Origin of the sequence: Helicobacter sp. 11S03491-1, from assembly GCF_002272835.1 — a bacterium.
Lineage (GTDB): Bacteria > Campylobacterota > Campylobacteria > Campylobacterales > Helicobacteraceae > Helicobacter_J.
This window is the reverse complement of record NZ_MLAO01000004.1, coordinates 68,248-86,430: the sequence shown is the minus strand read 5'-3', so window position 1 is coordinate 86,430 and position 18,183 is coordinate 68,248. Positions and strand designations below refer to the sequence as shown.

At 34.2% G+C, this 18,183-nt stretch carries 15 protein-coding genes; 11 read left to right on the top strand and 4 right to left on the bottom strand.

The genetic code is table 11. The features are described 5' to 3' along the window. The first annotated feature begins 49 nt into the window (after positions 1-49). The 8 genes from BKH45_RS03615 (at position 50) to BKH45_RS03580 (ending at position 7,443) form a co-directional block, all read left to right on the top strand. On the top strand, positions 50-1,072 hold the full coding sequence (locus tag BKH45_RS03615) for an ABC transporter permease (protein WP_180675624.1): 1,023 nt from the start codon (positions 50-52) through the stop codon (positions 1,070-1,072). Beyond that, the gene (locus BKH45_RS03610) at positions 1,047-2,636 is read left to right on the top strand and encodes an ABC transporter ATP-binding protein (protein ID WP_095274118.1); all 1,590 of its coding nucleotides are present in this window, start codon (positions 1,047-1,049) and stop codon (positions 2,634-2,636) included. The genes BKH45_RS03615 and BKH45_RS03610 overlap by 26 nt, the downstream gene beginning before the upstream one ends. A gap of 91 nt (positions 2,637-2,727) precedes the next feature. Then, positions 2,728-2,931, top strand: a complete 204-nt coding sequence (gene rpmE / locus BKH45_RS03605) for a 50S ribosomal protein L31 (RefSeq protein WP_095274117.1) — start codon at positions 2,728-2,730, stop codon at positions 2,929-2,931. 4 nt (positions 2,932-2,935) lie between these two features. Next, positions 2,936-3,796, top strand: a complete 861-nt coding sequence (rsmI, locus tag BKH45_RS03600; protein WP_095274116.1) for a 16S rRNA (cytidine(1402)-2'-O)-methyltransferase — start codon at positions 2,936-2,938, stop codon at positions 3,794-3,796. After that, on the top strand, positions 3,796-4,470 hold the full coding sequence (gene rlmB / locus BKH45_RS03595) for a 23S rRNA (guanosine(2251)-2'-O)-methyltransferase RlmB (protein ID WP_095274115.1): 675 nt from the start codon (positions 3,796-3,798) through the stop codon (positions 4,468-4,470). Before rsmI ends, rlmB begins: the two co-directional genes overlap by 1 nt. Before the next feature lies 1 nt (position 4,471). After that, positions 4,472-5,407, top strand: a complete 936-nt coding sequence (locus BKH45_RS03590; RefSeq protein WP_095274114.1) for a hypothetical protein — start codon at positions 4,472-4,474, stop codon at positions 5,405-5,407. Continuing rightward, entirely contained in the window at positions 5,400-6,224 is an 825-nt protein-coding gene (locus BKH45_RS03585; protein ID WP_095274113.1) for a hypothetical protein, read from the top strand. Before BKH45_RS03590 ends, BKH45_RS03585 begins: the two co-directional genes overlap by 8 nt. A gap of 10 nt (positions 6,225-6,234) precedes the next feature. After that, on the top strand, positions 6,235-7,443 hold the full coding sequence (locus BKH45_RS03580) for an LL-diaminopimelate aminotransferase (RefSeq protein ID WP_095274112.1): 1,209 nt from the start codon (positions 6,235-6,237) through the stop codon (positions 7,441-7,443). Positions 7,444-7,461: 18 nt separating this feature from the next. On the opposite strand, the gene BKH45_RS03575 is transcribed toward BKH45_RS03580, so the two are convergent. Then, a complete protein-coding gene (locus tag BKH45_RS03575) occupies positions 7,462-9,024 on the bottom strand; it encodes an amidohydrolase (protein ID WP_095274111.1) in 1,563 nt (520 codons plus the stop codon). A gap of 351 nt (positions 9,025-9,375) precedes the next feature. Between BKH45_RS03575 and BKH45_RS03570 the strand changes: the two genes are divergently transcribed. After that, on the top strand, positions 9,376-9,852 hold the full coding sequence (locus tag BKH45_RS03570) for a methylated-DNA--[protein]-cysteine S-methyltransferase (protein ID WP_095274110.1): 477 nt from the start codon (positions 9,376-9,378) through the stop codon (positions 9,850-9,852). A gap of 53 nt (positions 9,853-9,905) precedes the next feature. On the opposite strand, the gene BKH45_RS03565 is transcribed toward BKH45_RS03570, so the two are convergent. Together BKH45_RS03565 and BKH45_RS03560 are read right to left on the bottom strand one after the other, a co-directional pair. Beyond that, positions 9,906-11,801 carry a motility associated factor glycosyltransferase family protein gene (locus BKH45_RS03565; protein ID WP_095274109.1) on the bottom strand — a complete coding sequence of 632 codons (1,896 nt, stop codon included), beginning with the start codon at positions 11,799-11,801 and terminating at the stop codon, positions 9,906-9,908. Positions 11,802-11,969: 168 nt separating this feature from the next. Continuing rightward, positions 11,970-13,514 carry a flagellin B gene (locus tag BKH45_RS03560; RefSeq protein WP_095274108.1) on the bottom strand — a complete coding sequence of 515 codons (1,545 nt, stop codon included), beginning with the start codon at positions 13,512-13,514 and terminating at the stop codon, positions 11,970-11,972. A 123-nt stretch (positions 13,515-13,637) separates the two neighbouring features. Here BKH45_RS03560 and topA point away from each other — a divergent pair, with 123 nt between their 5' ends. Together topA and BKH45_RS03550 are read left to right on the top strand one after the other, a co-directional pair. Continuing rightward, on the top strand, positions 13,638-15,842 hold the full coding sequence (topA, locus tag BKH45_RS03555) for a type I DNA topoisomerase (RefSeq protein ID WP_095274107.1): 2,205 nt from the start codon (positions 13,638-13,640) through the stop codon (positions 15,840-15,842). Continuing rightward, entirely contained in the window at positions 15,842-16,762 is a 921-nt protein-coding gene (locus BKH45_RS03550) for a radical SAM protein (protein ID WP_095274106.1), read from the top strand. Before topA ends, BKH45_RS03550 begins: the two co-directional genes overlap by 1 nt. Here the strand turns inward: BKH45_RS03550 and BKH45_RS03545 are convergent, their stop codons facing one another. After that, positions 16,763-18,067, bottom strand: coding sequence for an NCS2 family permease (locus BKH45_RS03545; protein ID WP_095274105.1), 1,305 nt, complete (start codon positions 18,065-18,067; stop codon positions 16,763-16,765). Between the last annotated feature and the right edge of the window lie 116 nt (positions 18,068-18,183).

Genomic DNA, 18,183 nt, shown 5'->3' with positions numbered 1-18,183 from the left:
GTCATAAGGTAATCAAATTAGGGATAAAAGAAGGGATTGAATGTCTTTTTTGTCTTTAGATTCTTCATTAATGTCTTTGCGCTGGAGGGTGTTTTGTTCTAACAAAAGAGCATTTTATTCTTTGTGGATTTTTGTTATTTTATTTGTCGTCTCAATGGGTGCAGAATTTATTGCCAATGATAAACCTTTGTTTATTTACAAAGATTCAAAAGCATATTTTCCGATATTTCTAAGTTATCCGGAAAAGGTTTTTGGAGGAGATTTTGACACAGAGGCAAATTATAACGATCCTTATGTAAAAAATATACTTCTCAAAAATGCTTTTGTAATCTATCCTCCTATCCCCTATAGCTATGATACGATTGTGATGGATTTAGGTTCTCCTGCTCCAACAAGCCCTTCCGGCAAACATTGGTTAGGCACGGATGATCAAGCTAGAGATGTAGGGGCAAGATTAATCTATGGCTACCGTATTTCGATTATATTTGGGCTTATTTTAAGTATTTTTAGTGTGGTTATTGGTGTAAGTGTAGGGGCTTTACAAGGGTATTATGGGGGGATATTGGATTTATTGGGACAAAGATTTGTAGAGATTTGGAGTGGGATACCTGTGCTTTTCTTGATTATTATTATCTCAAGCTTTTTGGCGCCAAATTTTTGGTGGATTTTGGCTTTGACATTGGCATTTAGCTGGATGGGACTAGTGGGGGTGGTGCGTGCAGAATTTTTGAGGGGAAGGAACATGGATTATGTAAAGGCTTCCAGGGCATTGGGGGTGAGTGATGGGAGAATTATTTTTTATCATATTTTGCCTAATGGGCTTGTAGCGACTATTACTTATATTCCCTTTATCATGGCCGGTAGCATTGCCACGCTTGTAAGTCTTGATTTTTTAGGGTTTGGAATGCCTGTAGGGAGTGCTTCTTTGGGTGAGCTTTTAAGTCAGGGGAAAAACAACCTTACTTCTCCTCATTTGGCTATTGTAGGATTTGTAGCTATAGCTGTGCTACTTTCAGTGCTTGTTTTTATAGGAGAGGGAGTGCGAGATGCCTTTGATTCATCCAACGCATAAAGAATGTTTGCTTCATATCAAAAACCTTGAGTGTGGATTTGAAGGAGGCTTCAAACTCAGTGGGGTTAGTTTGAGAATTTATGAAGGACAAAGAGTGGGGTTAGTAGGAGAGTCAGGGAGTGGCAAAAGCTTGATTTCGAATATGATTTTAAGACTTTATCCTCAAGTAGTTCCTCAAAAAGGTAGCATCGAGTTTAATCAAAAAAATCTATTTTCTTATAGTGAAAAATCCATGAGAAAAATCAGAGGTAAAGAAATCGCTTATGTTGCCCAAGAGCCTTTATCCAGTCTGAATCCTTTACAAAAAGTAGGGAAACAAATCTTAGAATCCTTGATCTTACATTGCCGGTATTTGAGCAAAAAAGAAATGTATAAAAAACTTGATGATATATTTTTTCAAGTAGGGCTTCATCCTGAACTTAAAAATCGATATCCTTATGAACTCAGCGGCGGACAAAGACAAAGAGTAGCTATTGGAATGGGTGTGATTAATAAACCTAAGTTGTTGATTTGTGATGAGCCTACAACTGCCCTTGATGCTAGGATTCAAAAACAAATTTTAGAACTTTTATATCAATTGAGTATTCAAAATAATATGGCAATTTTATTGATTAGTCATGATTTGGGGGTGATAAAAAGGTTTGTTGATAGAATTTATGTAGCCAAAGAGGGAATGATTTGCGAAGAAGGGAGTGTGGAAGAAGTTTTTTCTAATCCCAAAAATCCTTATACAAAAAATCTTTTAGATGCTTTAAAATTACCTAAAAAATTGATTTTACCCACAAATGAAAAAGTGCTTGAGATTAGGAATTTTGCTATCAGTTACGCACAAAAAAAGTTTCTTTTCAAACAAACTCAAAACCAAATCCTCTCAAATATTAACTTTAGCCTTTATCAAAGAGAGACTTTGGGGATAGTAGGAGAGTCAGGAAGTGGCAAAAGCAGCTTGGCAATGGGTATTTTGAGATTGATAAAAAGTAGAGGCGAGGAATATCTCTTAAATAAGCGTATTGACAATTTGAATAAAAAAACCTTAAGAACGTATAGAAAAAATTTACAAATTGTTTTTCAAGATCCCTATGCTTCGCTTAATCCCAGAATGAGGACTTATGATATCATTTTTGAGGCTTTAAGATTGGATTATCAAAAAAATCAAAACTATATTCAAATCATAACACAAATCTTAGAGTCAGTAGGGCTTGGGTATGAATATATCTATAGTTATCCCCATCAGCTCAGCGGCGGACAAAGACAAAGAGTAGCTATTGCCAGGGCTATTGCTTTAAAACCAAAAGTAATTATTTTAGATGAACCTACTTCTGCGTTAGATAAAAGTATGCAAAAAATAGTGATTGATCTGCTTTTAAATTTACAGAAGGAATTTGGATTAAGTTATCTATTTATCAGCCATGATTTGGATGTTATTGAAGCAATGTGTGATAAGGTAATGGTATTAAAAGAAGGAAAGGCAGTGGAGTATGGAGATGTAAAAGCTATTTTTAAGAAACCTAAAAATCATTATACCCAAGAGTTGTTGCATTCAAGGATAAATTGTGTGCAATAGGCAAAAGCAAGATCGATTTGTGATTTTTAATAAATTCTAAGTATATTGGGGCTATAATTATAGGTTATCATCTTAAGATATAAGGAATACTATGAAAAAAGGCATTCATCCGGAATATGTCCCTTGTAAGGTTACTTGTGTTACAAGCGGGAAAGAAATTGAGGTTTTGAGTACAAAGAGTGAATTAAGAATTGATATATCAAGCTTTTGTCATCCATTTTATACCGGTAGCGATAAGATAGCTGATGCAGCCGGTAGAGTTGAGAAATTTAAACAAAAATATAATTTAAAATAATGCCGTGCTGACTTTTTTGCCCACTCCTATTGGTAATTTAGCCGATATAACTCTGAGAAGTTTGGAAGTATTGGCTAATGCAGATGTAGTGATGTGTGAAGATGTCAGGGTTTCTAAGAAACTCATTAAGCTTTTGGGTAAAAATCCAATCGCACAACAATATTTTCATGGTATTTTTAATCAGAAGCAATTTATTTCCTTTCATTCCCACAATCAAGAAGATTTTTTAAATTCTATTGAGGTAGATTTTTTTCATGAACACCACATTGCTTTTATGAGTGATGCCGGAATGCCTTGTGTGAGCGATCCTGGAGCGATTTTGGTTGCTTATGCTTTAAAAAATGGCATAGATTATGATGTTTTGCCCGGTTGCAGTGCAGGTGTAAATGCCTATTGTTTTTGCGGGTTTGTGAGCGATGGATTTTTATTTGCAGGATTTTTGCCTCACAAACAAAAAGATAGGCAACAAAGGATTGATAATTTTTTGCAGACTATAGGGAGTTTTGAGCAAAATATTTCTATTGTCGTCTATGAGAGTCCCCATAGAATTCTGGAATCTCTGGAAGATATTGTATTGCTTGCCCCTGAAATTAAGCTTTTTGCTATTAAAGAAATGACAAAAATACATCAAAAATTTTTTGTTGGCAAAAGTTCTGAGGTGTTATCTCAAATCAGGCAATCTAATACCAATGGGGAATGGGTACTGGTTTTGGAAGGTGGGAAGACAAAAGAGGCTACTTTGTCTTCAAATCAGATCTTGCAAATGGATTTGCCCCCTAAAATCAAAGCCAAACTTCTTTCAAAATTGCAAAATACAGATGCAAAAACAATTTATGAAAAAATCTGTCATGGAGAGTATCTCTAATGATTGTTTATGGCAAGCAAGTAATTTTATATCTTGCACAGCATCATCCTCAAAAGATTGAAGAAATTTATCTTCCTAAAGAAATTGACTCCAAACTTTTTTCTTTATTGGCTAAAAAACATCCTATATTACGTCTTGATTTTAAAAAAGCTCAAGCAATGGCAAGAGGGGGGAATCACCAAGGTTTTTTGGCAAAAATCACTCCTCCTGAACCTATATTGTTTAAAGATATAAAAAAATATAATAAACTTTTGGTGCTTTGTGGAGTTAGTGATGTAGGCAATATAGGAGCAATTTTTAGAAGCGCGTATTGTTTGGGAATAGAGGGCATTGTTTTGAGCGTTTTGGGAAATATTTCTTATGAGGGAATTTTACGATCAAGTGTGGGTGCAATGTTGGATGTGCCTTTTTGTATTCACAAAAACACTTTAGATATTGTTCATGAGTTCAAAAATGAAGGCATCTATTGCTATGGCGCTTGTGTAGATGGTGAAGATGTAAAAAATATTTCTACAAAACAGAGGTGGGCATTATTTTTGGGAAGTGAGGCAGAAGGATTGAGTAAGAAAATTTTGTCAAAACTTGATAAAATAATATCTATTAAAATAAAAACAGATTTTAATTCACTAAATGTAAGTGTTGCAGCGGGTATTTTAATAAATAGGATGTGTTGATATGGAAGAAGCAATAGAAATACTTAAAAAAATTGGCATTAAAGAAATTCAAAAAACAACAAAAATTTCTGCAAGCAAATTAGAAGATATACTTCAAAAGAGATTTTCAAATCTCCAACGAGTTAGGGTTGTGGGATTTTTAAAGATTTTGGAGAGGGAATATAAAGTAGATTTGAGTGAGTGGCTTAAAGAATATGATGAGAATGTATTTACTCAATTAGAAGAGCGTCAAAATATTGGGATACCACACCCTGTTGAACACCCCCTTAATAATCTTGATTTGGATACTCAAAAGCCAATAGATGATTTGATTGCAGAAAGAAAGAAACAATTAATTTCTAAAAAAAGATTTTATATTTCTTTGATTATTGTGGTAATTATTCTGGGAGGGTATTTTGTTTATAAAAATATATTTTCAAATTCTCCCGGGAATACAAGCATTCATCAAAAAACTACAAATATAACTCCCTCAAGCCCTCCAAATCTTCAGAATAATCAGCAAGAAGAAGCTTTGACACAAGCACAATCAGAGCAAACCCAACAAGCAAGTGATCATGAATCGGAAAAATCAGCGCAAAAGGTGCCCTCTTCAGAAATTTCTATACCTCCTGAAGCTTCTGATTTGAAATCACAAGAATCTTCTATGGGCGATGAGATTATTATTGGTTCTGATAAAAGTCTTTGGATTGAGGTAATCGATCTACAAAATAATCAAAAATATCAAAAAATTATTGAGGGCACTTATGGCATTAAAATTACAAGTGATAAATTGGTTATATCTTTTGGGCATGGAGAATTTTCGATGCAACTTGATGATAAAACAACAGCATATCACAACTCCTATCCAATGAGATTTTTATATACTTCAAAAGACGGGATAAAGCAGATTAAATATTCTCAATACTTAAAATTGACAGGTCAAGAAATCAATGATTAAAAAAATATTTTTTTGTTTTGTTTTGTGGATAAGTTTTTTATATGGCGATGCTTTAGATGATAAAGTACGCAATCTTATTGGCACTCAAGCTTATAGTATCAATGAAAATTTTATTAAACGAATTTTTAAAGATAAGGATAGTTTTTATTCTGATGGGAGAATCAATATCAACAAGCTTGTTAGCACACTTAAAGATAATGGATTGTTGATTTTAAAATTTGATAAGCCAAGTGATTTGAATATCACCTTTGTATCTCAAACAACCCCTATTTTTTTGGCTAGGAGTATCAATAGCGCTCTTTCTTCCATGGGTTATTCATATTTTGCTGTCTCTCAAGCAGAATATCTTGATGGAATTGCGAAGATAACTTTTAGCTTTTCTACTGAACATGCCCTAGATCCTTCAATTATTATTGCTGAATTAAGTAAGCGCGGGTATCTTTTTATGGATATTAAAAGAAACTCTATCACAAATTGGGAATATGATGTTGAATTAAATGAACCTAAGCTTGCTAATGCCAGAGATATTGCGCCTTCAGATATTTTAGATATTACAGAAGTAAGTGGGGAATATTGGTTTAGCACACAAGGGCAAGGAAACATTACAATCACGTCAAAAACGCCTTATTGGCGTCCCAGAATTGTGCTTTATGATAAAAACTTGCAGATTATTAATCTTATTTCTCAAGCAACAACAACTAATAAAATTACTTTTAGTCTTTTGAATGGGATAAGTTTTATGATGGTAACAGACCTGCAGAATCCTGCTATAATAAAGAGCGGTATCCAAATAAAATTTGAAAATTTTGATAACTAAAGGTTGTTGCATGTTTGATGAAATAGAATTTGAAAAAATCAAGCGATTACCAAAATATGTTTTTGCAGCTATTAATGAAATTAAACTTGACATGAGACGTCATAATGAAGATGTGATTGATTTTAGCATGGGAAATCCTGATGGTAAGACGCCTTCGCATATTATTGATAAACTTTGTGAAGCAGCTTGCAAACCTAAAAATCATGGCTACTCAGCTAGCAAAGGTATTTATAAACTGCGATTAGGAATTTGTAATTGGTATAAACGTAAATACAATGTTGATCTTGATCCAAATACAGAAGTGTGTGTAAGTATGGGAAGTAAAGAAGGGTATGTCCATCTCATCCAAGCAATCACAAATCCCGGAGATAATGCGGTAGTTGCAGAACCTGCTTATCCAATCCATTATTATGCTTTTATTTTGAATGGTGCTAACGTTGCCAGATTTGGGATTAGTTGGAATGAACAAATGGAGCTTCATGAAGATAGTTTTTTTCAGAATCTCTCAAGAGTTTTGAAAGAAGCAATGCCTAAGCCTAAATTTGTTGTCGTTAATTTTCCACATAACCCCACTACGGTCATCGTATATAAAAGTTTTTATGAGAGACTTGTAGCTATGGCTAAAAAAGAAAGATTTTATATTATTAGTGATATTGCTTATGCGGATTTGTGTTATGACGGATATCAAACCCCTAGTATTTTGGAGGTAGAAGGTGCTAAAGATGTTGCTGTTGAGACTTATACTTTGAGTAAAAGTTATAACATGGCAGGCTGGCGCATTGGTTTTGTCCTGGGCAATAAAAAGATGATAGAAGCTCTCCAAAAAATTAAAAGTTGGATAGATTATGGTATTTATACTCCAATGCAAATTGCTGCAACAATAGCTCTTGATGGACCTCAAGAATGCGTTGAAGATATTAAAGAAAAATATGAAAAACGAATGGAGGTTTTGATTAAGAGTTTTAAAGAGGCAGGTTGGGAAATGAAAAAGCCCAAAGCCAGCATGTTTATTTGGGCAAAAATCCCTCCTTGTGTAGAGCATTTGGGTAGCTTAGAATTCTCTAAACGTTTATTAAAAGAAGCCAAAATTGCTTTGAGTCCCGGTGTTGGATTTGGTGAACATGGAGAAGGGTATGTAAGGATTGCATTGATAGAAAACGAAAATCGAATCCGCCAAGCTGCCAGAAATTTAAAACTCTTTTTAAAGAGTTTTAAATAACCTTTAATTTCTTTAATTTCAGATCTTATTTCCATGCAAATAAACTTCTTTTGGTAAGACATTAGCTAATTGATTGGCAGGCATTGTGAAAATATCATCATTTAGAATTTGAAAACTTGCTTCATAGCCAATATCTAATTTTCCAATATTTTCAAGTCCTAAGATTTTGGCTCCATTGATGGAGAGCATCCTAATAGCTTGGCAAACATTAAGGGCTTCTGTTTTGTTCATGTCTTTATGGTTTGCGCTGATGCGATTGGTGCTTGCTTGAAGAGTGACATATAAATTCTCAGGATTTGCCCAAAGGGTTGCAGGGGCATCGCTAGATAATGTAGTAAGGACATAAGCATCATCAGTTTTCATGCTATAGGCAATTTTGAGTAGATCAGGAGTAAGGTTATGTTCATAAGCTTCATATTCAGCAAATAAAAATATTGGTTGTGGGGCTAGGGCAAAAGACATTTTAGCCTTTTTTATATCTTCAAGTTGTGAAACTGACATAATTGAAGCATGCTCAAGTCGTATTGTGGGAGCATTTTTTATCCATGGTTGGATATCTTTGAGTGTATCTACAAGAAATTTAATGGCTCCATCGCCCATAACATGGATTGCAATTTGCAGTTCGTTATCTCTAGCATACTCAAGTGCCTCCATCAGCTCATCTTCGTCCATTAATTTCATTCCCCTTTGATTGTCATTGGGATAATTTTCTTTCATAAAAGCAGTTCTTCCGGCGATACTACCATCAATAAATAATTTGATACCTGCAACATAAATATCACCGGTTTTTTTTGTGATAGGTTTTTTCCCATTTCTTTTGACACTGTTCCACTCGTAATAAAGAGCTACTTTTTGCCTAAATCCTCGCTTCTTTGCTTCTTCATAGATTTTAATTCTATCAACAGGTTCATAAAGACTAAACATATCACTCACTACGCTGATTCCCAGTTGATTATATTTTTTGCCAAGCTTTAATATTTGTTCTACAGTTTCTTCAAAACTTGTAGGTTTTCGTTTATTTCTGATAAGATCAAGGGCTTCTGGTTCATAAAAGATGCCATTGGGTTCTCCATTTTCAAATCTTCCTATTTTACCTTTTTTTGGATCTTTGGTTTGTTTGTTGATATGAGCGATTTCCAAGGCTTTGGTGTTACAAGCAATGATGTGATAGGAAGAATGATAAATCATTATTGGTTGGATCGTTGAGACCTTATCAAGATCGCAACAAGTAGGGGCTCTTTTTTCTTTGAGAACATTTTCATCCCAGCCAAATCCATCAATCCATTGATTGGAGTCTCCATTGTGATAAGGGGATTGTTTGAGCGCATCAATAATTTCTTCGATAGAGTTGATTTCAGGAGGTAGGCATGGGATACTATCTATATTTTTAGCGACCATATCAGGATGTGTATGTGAATCAATAAAAGTAGGGATGACAATAGCGTGTTCCAAATCAATAGCATTCTTGTCTTTTATTGTTTCATTTTTTCCCAACCATGAAATTTTGCCATCTTCAATACCCATTGCCTCATAAAATTTGCCTTCTTCTTTGAAAATTTTGCCATTTTTAAAATATTGCATTATCGTTCCTTTTGTATTGTGAGTTGTTTCTGTGACATAGAGGTACAAAAAAGTATATCAAAAATAGTTAATATCAAAAATAGATATAAATATAAAAATAGTCTATAGAAATATTTATATCTATTATTTTATAATGAAAGAATTTTATTAAAGATAATTTTATTTTTATGAAAATTTACAAGGGGCTTGATTGTTAGATGGATAATCCATATGGATTTTAGAATTTTGTATTTTAGGGTTTATAAATAATAAGATTTTGATTCAAAATAAAATATATCATGGTATTAGTCAGCGAGAAAGATGATACAATGACAAAAATTTATAATAAAAATGATTGAATGGAGCCATAGAATGTATCATTATTTTATAGACGCCCCTGATGGATTTGGGGTGAAATATATCCATATTCATTGTAGCGATCTTGGGATAAGGGGCGTATTTTTTGCAGATACAAAGTTGTCACAAAATCCTAATTCTATTGCTCTGGCTTGTGCCGGCGCGTTAAATAGATATTTTCAAGGCTTGCTTTTTTCTTTTGATTTGCCTTTGGATATGGAAGGAAGTGCTTTTCAAAAAAAGGTTTGGAAAAAATTATGTGAAATTAAATTTGGTGAAATATGGAGTTATAAACATTTAGCCATTGAGATAGGTTCTATTAATTATTCTCGTGCTGTTGGGGGCGCAAATTCAAAAAATCCTATTCCCATTATTGTGCCTTGTCATCGGGTGATTGGAAATAATGGAAAACTTGTGGGGTATGCTGGGGGATTGGCTTTAAAAGAGTGGCTTTTAAATCATGAAAAAAAGGTATTGAATTCAAAAATTTAAAATAATTTTATAAATTTATTTGATGGTTTTTGGATTTATTTTAGTCAATAAATTTAAGCATTATCCCAATTTTCTAAGGCTTCTTTGACAACATCAATCACACAATTAATTCCTCCTGCAAGACTGAAAAGCCAATATTTATGCGCATAGATCCATTCAACTTGTTTCACTTGAGAATCAAGTTCATCTTTGGTATATTTGACTACGATTCTAGCGATATCAAGTTCTTGATGAAAGATATAAGATTGGATAGCATCGACAAAATAATCATTGAATTTTTTATCTTCAAATAATTTTTTAATTGTATCAATTTCATCAGTGAGCTTAGATAATTTTTTAAAATTAATTTTTTCAAGATTATTTTGATTGTTAAGTGCTTCAAGTTCTTCTGTATATTTGGCTACTTTTAAAAATAATTTTTCAATGCGGGCTTTTTGATTCATCCCATATTGGATGATATCTTGAGCTTTTTTTCCGGCAATTAAAATATTATTCTTACTTAGGGATGTATCCGGATAAGTAAGTCTGATAGGATCTTTTAGAATAGAAGTATCAATAAGCTTAATGGCTTCTTGAAAACTCATTTCTATACTTCCATGAATTCTGGCCCCTCCTTCTGTAGCATTGATTACTTTAAGATTATAGGGTGTTTGGGCGATATCTTTTTCAAAAAATTCTAAAAATAATTTCCATACTTTAGTGGTTTGGACATCTCCTTTTCCCCCATATTTTTCAATAAAAATCTTTTCATTTTGAGTTTTAGGTTTGATTTCATCGCTTCCATAAAGGGCATTTTTAGCATGACTGCTGCCATCATCACCAAAAGCAAGGTCTTGACCAATAAGAATGCAATTTTTGAAACGCGAATGCACAACAAGTTCATAAGCCATATTTGCTGCACTCATCCCAATTCCCAGGTAACCATATTCATGGAAACCAAAGAGATTGGTATAACCAAAAGGACGAAAACTAAATTGTTTGATACCTTTAGTAATAGAGGATTTAAGTTTTGGATGGACGATAGAAGTAATAGCAAAAACTACATCTTCTTGAGCTTCTTTTGGGGTATCATAATAAAATCGTGCGGTTTCTTCAACTCGTTCAAGCGAAAACACAATATCGGGTTTGATATTGTGTTTATATAAAATAGGAAAAGAAGCATCAATACAAAATAAAGTTGCAAAAGGAGCTATATCTTTGAGTAAATCCAGTTGTTTATTGAGACTGGGACCTGTGGATATTATTATGGCAGTATCACGATTTTTGAGATTTTCTACAAGGTTAATGAGTGTTGGAGAATGGAGTACATCGGGTAAATTTTGAATATGCTGTTTGATGCCAATAATAGCATCTTTAGTATCATTACCTATACTAATAACGCTATGTTCAATAGCTTTAATAAAATATTGATTCAACTGAATAATTTCAGCTTGAAAACGTTCATAATAGCTATTGAAAATATGCAAATCATAGATTTTAGAGTAAATGCGTGCTTTTTTGTCCATCTCAAAAAGTGAGCCAATCATATGATAAGAACAGAATTTAGAATACAAAAAGATGATTCTGTCACTTAAAATTGCTTCAGAAAAATCTATTAAATTAAAGATAATAAATAAAATTTCAAGTTCAGGTTCAATCACAACAATACGATGATGTTGTGAGTTTCCTAAAAGTAGGCTATAAAATACACCATTGCCCCCACCATAAAAATAAAGATAAGGGTAATAAGTATAAGGAGCAAAATCTGTAATTTTTTGCATGGTTTCTTCTAGGGGTTTTCCTATAAATAAAGGAGTATTAGAGCTTTTATCAATAATATTAAAATTAGCAGGATCGCTATCCATGAAAACCTCAAATTTTGTATTAGGCTTAAGCTGGCTAAGGGCGATTGCTAAAAGGGGATCTTTAATTTTTAAGGCTTGAAGATTTTTTTGATAAATATTTTGCATCAGTTTCCTTATATTTTAGGAATTTAATTTTATGGTTTTTATAATATTTTAATCAAATACTTTGATTTTAAAATGGATACGTGCTAATCAATTTTCCCCATAACTTTTTGTTGAAAGTTTTTAGCATTTTATAGATGCCAACATAGGAAACCCTATGTGGTCAGAAAGTTATTGGAGTAATCTGAGAACGTTTTGTTGGATAGCATTGGCTTGTGCCATTGCGAAACTTCCACTTTGAGCCAGGATATTGTATTTAGAGAAACTTGCAGATTCAGCAGCAAAATCGACATCTCTGATTTGGGATTCAGCAGCTTTGACATTGACTTGTGTGACAGAAACATTGTTGATGGTAGCCACTAATTGAATCTGCACAGATCCTATATCCGCACGCACTTTGTCCAGTTGGGTTCTGGCTGAATCAGCCATATCCATTACGACCATTGCTCCCTTAAGACTTGTTACACCGGCTCCCAATCCTTGCCAATTGAGATCAGCTTGAGCGACATTGGCATTTGCCCCTGATGCGGAGGCAATATTGGCATCAAATACCCCTCGAATCGATCGTAGATTGACTGTATATTCAGAAACACCTTGTGCAGAATGCAAGCCAATGTGACTAAAATTAACCCCACTTACAATAATATCTCTGGCATCTGTTCTTGTAAGCGTAAGTCTTCCAACAATAGCGTGGTTATAACCTGATATCCCTGCAAAATTACCCCCACCAAATATTCTACCACTAGCGCTATTGGCATGCACAGAGATAGCTCTACCATCATTTGAATTTAAGTTAATTCTTCCTGTAATATCTAAAAATGCTTCTACTCCTGTTTGATCTTTGACAGAATTGATTGCATTGACAAGCCTGCCATCAGAGTCGTTTTTATGGATATCATTAATTGTCCCAATGGTAACATTATTGATAACAAGACCTCTGATGGTTCCTGATTGGACAGGCACCCCTCCTGTAGCCATAACGTTATAAGAAGCGCGAATACCTAATTTGTTTGAAAAACGATTAATAATTTCACTCAAAGCGCCAATTCCTGTGCCTGCTGAAGTTGATATTTTGGCTGTTTCAATTTGATAATCATTGACTCCATCTACTTGTCTAAAGTTGAGGGCTACTTCTGTGAGATTCTCTCCAGCCCCGGAAGCTAACATGCCGGTGCCATCAAAAGAGGCAGTTTCCATTCTGATATGACCAATTTTATCTGAGCTTGTAGGACCAATAGAAGCTTTTACAGTGGTATTTGAATAAGCACCGATTTGAAATTCTTTGTTGGAGAAACTTCCGGATAGCATTTGTTGCCCATTGAAACTTGTTGTATTGGCAATATTATCCAGCTCTTCAAGTAGTCTTTGAATATCGCTTTGAAGTGCCTTTCTGGATTCAAGTGTTTGTCCATCTTGTGCGGCTTGGATAGCCTTGGTTTTGATAGTATCAAGAATCTTGATTTGTTCATCCATAGCCTTATCTGCAACTTGTATCATACCGATGGCATCATTGGCATTTTTGACTGCTTGACCTAAACTCTCACTCTGGCTTCTCAAACTATCTGCAATTGCCATGCCGGAAGCATCATCGGCAGCTTTGTTGATCCGAAGTCCTGAACTTAGTTTTTCTAATGAGCTTGCAAGGTCTCTGTTGTTTTGTATGCCTACAGCATGAGCTGTAAGGGCTGCTATATTGGTGTTAATCCTAAAACTCATAATCGCATCCTTTGCTATTTTGTTTTTTGATGTTTAATAAGCAATAGGTGTTCCAAAAATATTTCTAGTAAAAAAACAAAAATGTGTTAGAATTTCTAAAAATTTCAACTATAAAGAAAAAAAATGAAAGATCTAATTATTGTAGAATCTCCTGCTAAAGCAAAAACAATTAAAAATTTTTTGGATAATGATTTTGAAGTGATTGCCTCCAAAGGGCATATTAGAGATCTGCCAAAATCAAGTTTTGGGATTAAAATTGAAGAGGGAAATTTTATTCCTGATTATAAGATTGATAAAGATCACAAAGAGATAGTAGAAAAAATTAAAACTTTGGCAAAAAAAGCTAAGACTACATATATCGCAACCGATGAAGATAGAGAGGGAGAAGCAATAGGATTTCATATCACTCAAGCTATTGGAAAAGATGTGGAAACTTTCCCGCGTATTGTGTTTCATGAGATTACAAAGACTGCTATTGAGCATGCTTTAAAATATCCCAAAAATATTGATATGGACAAAGTGAATGCCCAACAAGCAAGGAGACTTTTGGATAGAATTGTAGGGTTTAAGCTTAGTGGGTTGATTGCAAGTAAAATCAGTAGAGGTTTGAGCGCCGGTAGAGTCCAAAGCGCTGCACTCAAAATTATTATTGATAGAGAGAGGGAGATTAAAGCATTTATACCTATTGATTATTATACAATTGATGGGGTATTTGAAGGAAACATTCAGGCAGAATTGAGTGTTTATGAGGGTAATAAAATTAAAAAACAAGGCATTACGGATAAATATATGGCAGAAGAAATGCTCCATGTTTTAAAAGAATGTTCTTATCAAGTAGGAGAAATTAGCAAAAAGTCTAAAAAATCACCTTCCCCTCCACCTTTTATGACCTCTACATTGCAGCAGAGTTCTTCCGGTTTCTTGGGATATTCTCCAACAAAAACAATGGGAATTGCCCAAAGACTTTATGAAGGAGTAGGCACGAATAATGGTGTAATGGGTGTTATTACTTATATGAGGACTGATAGCTTAAATATTGCTAAAGAAGCCCAAGATATGGCTAGAGATAAGATTCTCAAAGAATTGGGTAAAAACTATCTCCCCCCCAAGCCTAAAAATTATGCAACAAAAAATAAAAGCGCCCAAGAAGCTCATGAGGCTATCAGGCCTACTAATATTGATTTTACCCCTCAAATTGCTAAAAATTATTTAAAGCCCGATGAGTATAAAGTTTATACCCTAATTTATAATCGTTTTTTAGCCTCTCAAATTGAAGATGCGGTTTTTGAGAGTCAAAGTATTACTTTTGTATGCGATAAAGGAGAATTTAAAGCCAATGGCAGAAAATTAGTATTTGATGGGTATTATAAAATTTTGGGCGTTGAAGACAAAGATAAATTATTGCCGGATTTAAAATCTCATTCTCCTATTGCTTTAAAATCTATTCAAAACAATAAGCATACAACAGAGCCTCCACCAAGATATTCAGAGGCATCATTGATCAAAAATCTTGAAGGATTGGGTATTGGCAGACCCAGTACTTATGCCCCAACAGTTTCGCTTTTGCAAAATCGTGAATATATTGTAATAGAAAAAAAGCAAATTCTTCCCCAAGAAAGCGCCTTTAAGGTTGTTGAAATGTTAGAAGCTTATTTTAATGAGATTGTAGATTCTAAGTTTAGCGCAAGCATGGAAGACAAGCTGGATAATATTGCACAAAATAAAGAGGATTGGCAGAAGGTTTTATGGGATTTTTATGATCCTTTTATGAAAAAGATTTCTGAGGGTAAGCAAAATATTGCTTCACAAAAAATTGTTATCCCTACAGGGGAGTTATGTCCAAAATGTGGCAAGGAGCTTGTAAGAAGAAATGGCAGGTATGGGGAATTTGTCGCTTGTAGCGGGTATCCTAAGTGTAAATACATTCAGCCTCAAGAAAATAAAGAAGAAAATACAGAGCAAACATCTGAGATTTGTGAAAAATGTGGAAAACCAATGGTTAAAAAGCATGGTAAAAATGGAGAATTTTTGGCTTGTAGCGGGTATCCTGATTGTAAAAATACCAAATCTTTAAAGAGTGCTTCTAATCATCCCCAAATTCTAGAAGGGGTCAAATGTCCTGAGTGTGGAGGAGAAATATTGCTTAGAAGAAGTCGTCGAGGAATGTTTTACGGGTGTGGGAATTATCCTAAATGTAATTTTATTTCCAACCACCAACCCATTAATGAAAAATGTCCCGAATGTGGCTATATGATGAGTGATCGCACTTATAGGGGCAAACATATTCATGAATGTATTAAATGCAAACATAGGGTTGAAGTAGAGTGATGCAAGATATTGTATTTGGACCTATTATTTCAAGGAGATTTGGGATTTCTCTAGGGATTGACTTGTCTCCCGGCGGTAAGCAGTGTAATTTTGATTGCTTGTATTGTGAATTAATAGGGAAAAAAGCTCAAATGCAAATGCAAGAAGTGCTTGATTTAGACAAGTTGATTGAAAGTGTGCGTTATGGACTTTTAAAATATCCAAATATTGATGTCTTAACGATTACTGCTAATGGCGAACCCACGCTTTATCCTTATTTGTATGAATTTATGATTGCCATTAAACCTTTTATTCCCAAGGGGGTTTGTACTTTAATCTTAAGCAATGGGTCCTTATTTGGCAAAGAAAATATTCAAAAGGCATTGTTATTGTTTGATATTGTAAAATTTTCTCTTGATAGCGCTAATGAAGATAGTTTTAAACGTATAGACAGACCTTATAAAAATATTTTATTGAGTGAATTGTTGGAGGGGATTAGGAGTTTTTCTTCTATCTACAAAGGGGAGTTAGTCGCTGAGGTATTGTTGGTTGGAGGTATTAATGATAGAAGTCAAGACATCCGTTCAATTGTAGATTTTCTTAAATCAATTCATGTTGATAGAATTGACTTAGGGAGTGTTGATAGACCTCCTGCTTACAATATTGAGGCTTTGAGCTTCGAACAACTTGCCCAAATAGCCAAAGAGTTTGAGGGGATGTATGTCTCTTTGCCATCCAGAAAAGAAAATTCTTTTTCTATGAATTTGCATTATTCAAGAGAAAATCTTATAGATTTCATAGCCAGGAGACCTGTAAGCCTTCATGAGTCTAAAAATATTTTTGATGAAGCTACCTTGGATTTGATAAATAAGCTTTGTGCGCAAAACAAGCTTTTTATCAGAAAGGTTGCTAATCTTGAATTTTATACGACAAAAAACTAGCTATGCTTGAAATATAAAGGATATAAGGCTGATTAAGAATAAAATCATTACCCCCAAATTAATTTTGTGCCATTTTCTTTGAAATGCACATACAAGAACATATATTATAAAGCCACAAGCTAAGCCTGTAGTAATTGAAGAAGTCAGTGGCATAAGAATAATTGTAAAAAAACTTGCCAAAGCTCCGGCTAAATCCTTAAAATCAATATTTTTGATCTCAGCAAACATTAATGCCCCTACAACAATCAAGGTTGGATATATTGCGAAGCTCGGAATAGAGTTAAAAACAGGAAATAAAAACAAAGTAAGACCAAAAAATAATGCTGTAAAAATGGCACTCAACCCTGTCCTTCCTCCGGATGCTACCCCTGCTGAACTCTCTAAAAAAGCCGTAGTTGTTGATACTCCAAATATAGCTCCTCCGGTAGTGGCAATAGCATCTGCTTGAAGTGTTTTTTCAAGTTTTTTATCTTTGCCGCTAGTATCTTGAAACATTTTTGCTTTTGCCCCTATGCCGGCTAATGTACCTAAAGAATCAAATAAATCTGCTATAAGAAGCGTAATAATAGCAGGGAGGAGGGCAATATTTAGAATACTTGTTATATCAAATTTCATTGCAATATCTGATATCGAAGAGGGGGTTGAAAATATCCCTGAAGGAGTTGCAGAAAGACCAAAAATCCATGAAACTCCTGTGCATAAGAGCATACCAATAATAAAAGCCCCTTGAATTTTAAGTGTATGGAGCAAAAGCATCACCACCACACCAAATATTCCTATAAGTACTTCAGGAGAGGAAATATGGCCCAAAACCAAAAGACCCGAAGAGTTGATACTCACAAAACCCAATGACTTAAATCCAATGGTTGCAATAAATGCCCCAAGCCCTGCGCACAAAGCAAATCTCAAATCTTTGGGGATACTTCGCATGATCCAAATTCTCAGTTTTGTAAAAGAAATAACCAAAAATATCACTCCTGAGAGAAAAACTGCTCCTAATGCCTGTTGCCAAGTAATTCCCATCCCTTGAACAAGCCCATAAGTAAAATACGCGTTTAATCCCATTCCAACACTCATGGCAACAGGGGTATTTGCCCATAAACCTGTAAGAAGAGTTGCCAATGCGGTTACCAAAGAGATTGCAGTGATAAGTTCGTTTTTTGGCATACCGGCTTCAGAGAGAATTTGTGAGCCTACCGGGATGATATAAAGCATTGTTAAAAATATTGTAAAACCTGCCAGGGCTTCTGTTTTTATATTTGTATTATTTTGAGTGAGTTGAAAATATCTATCTAAAAAGCCCATTATATCCTCCATTTATAAGCATTCAATCAGGATTGAAAGATTTTACTTAAGAAATAAAAACGAGGAATTGTAAGGTATTTGTTCCTAAAAAAAAATAAAATTTGGCAATAAAAAGA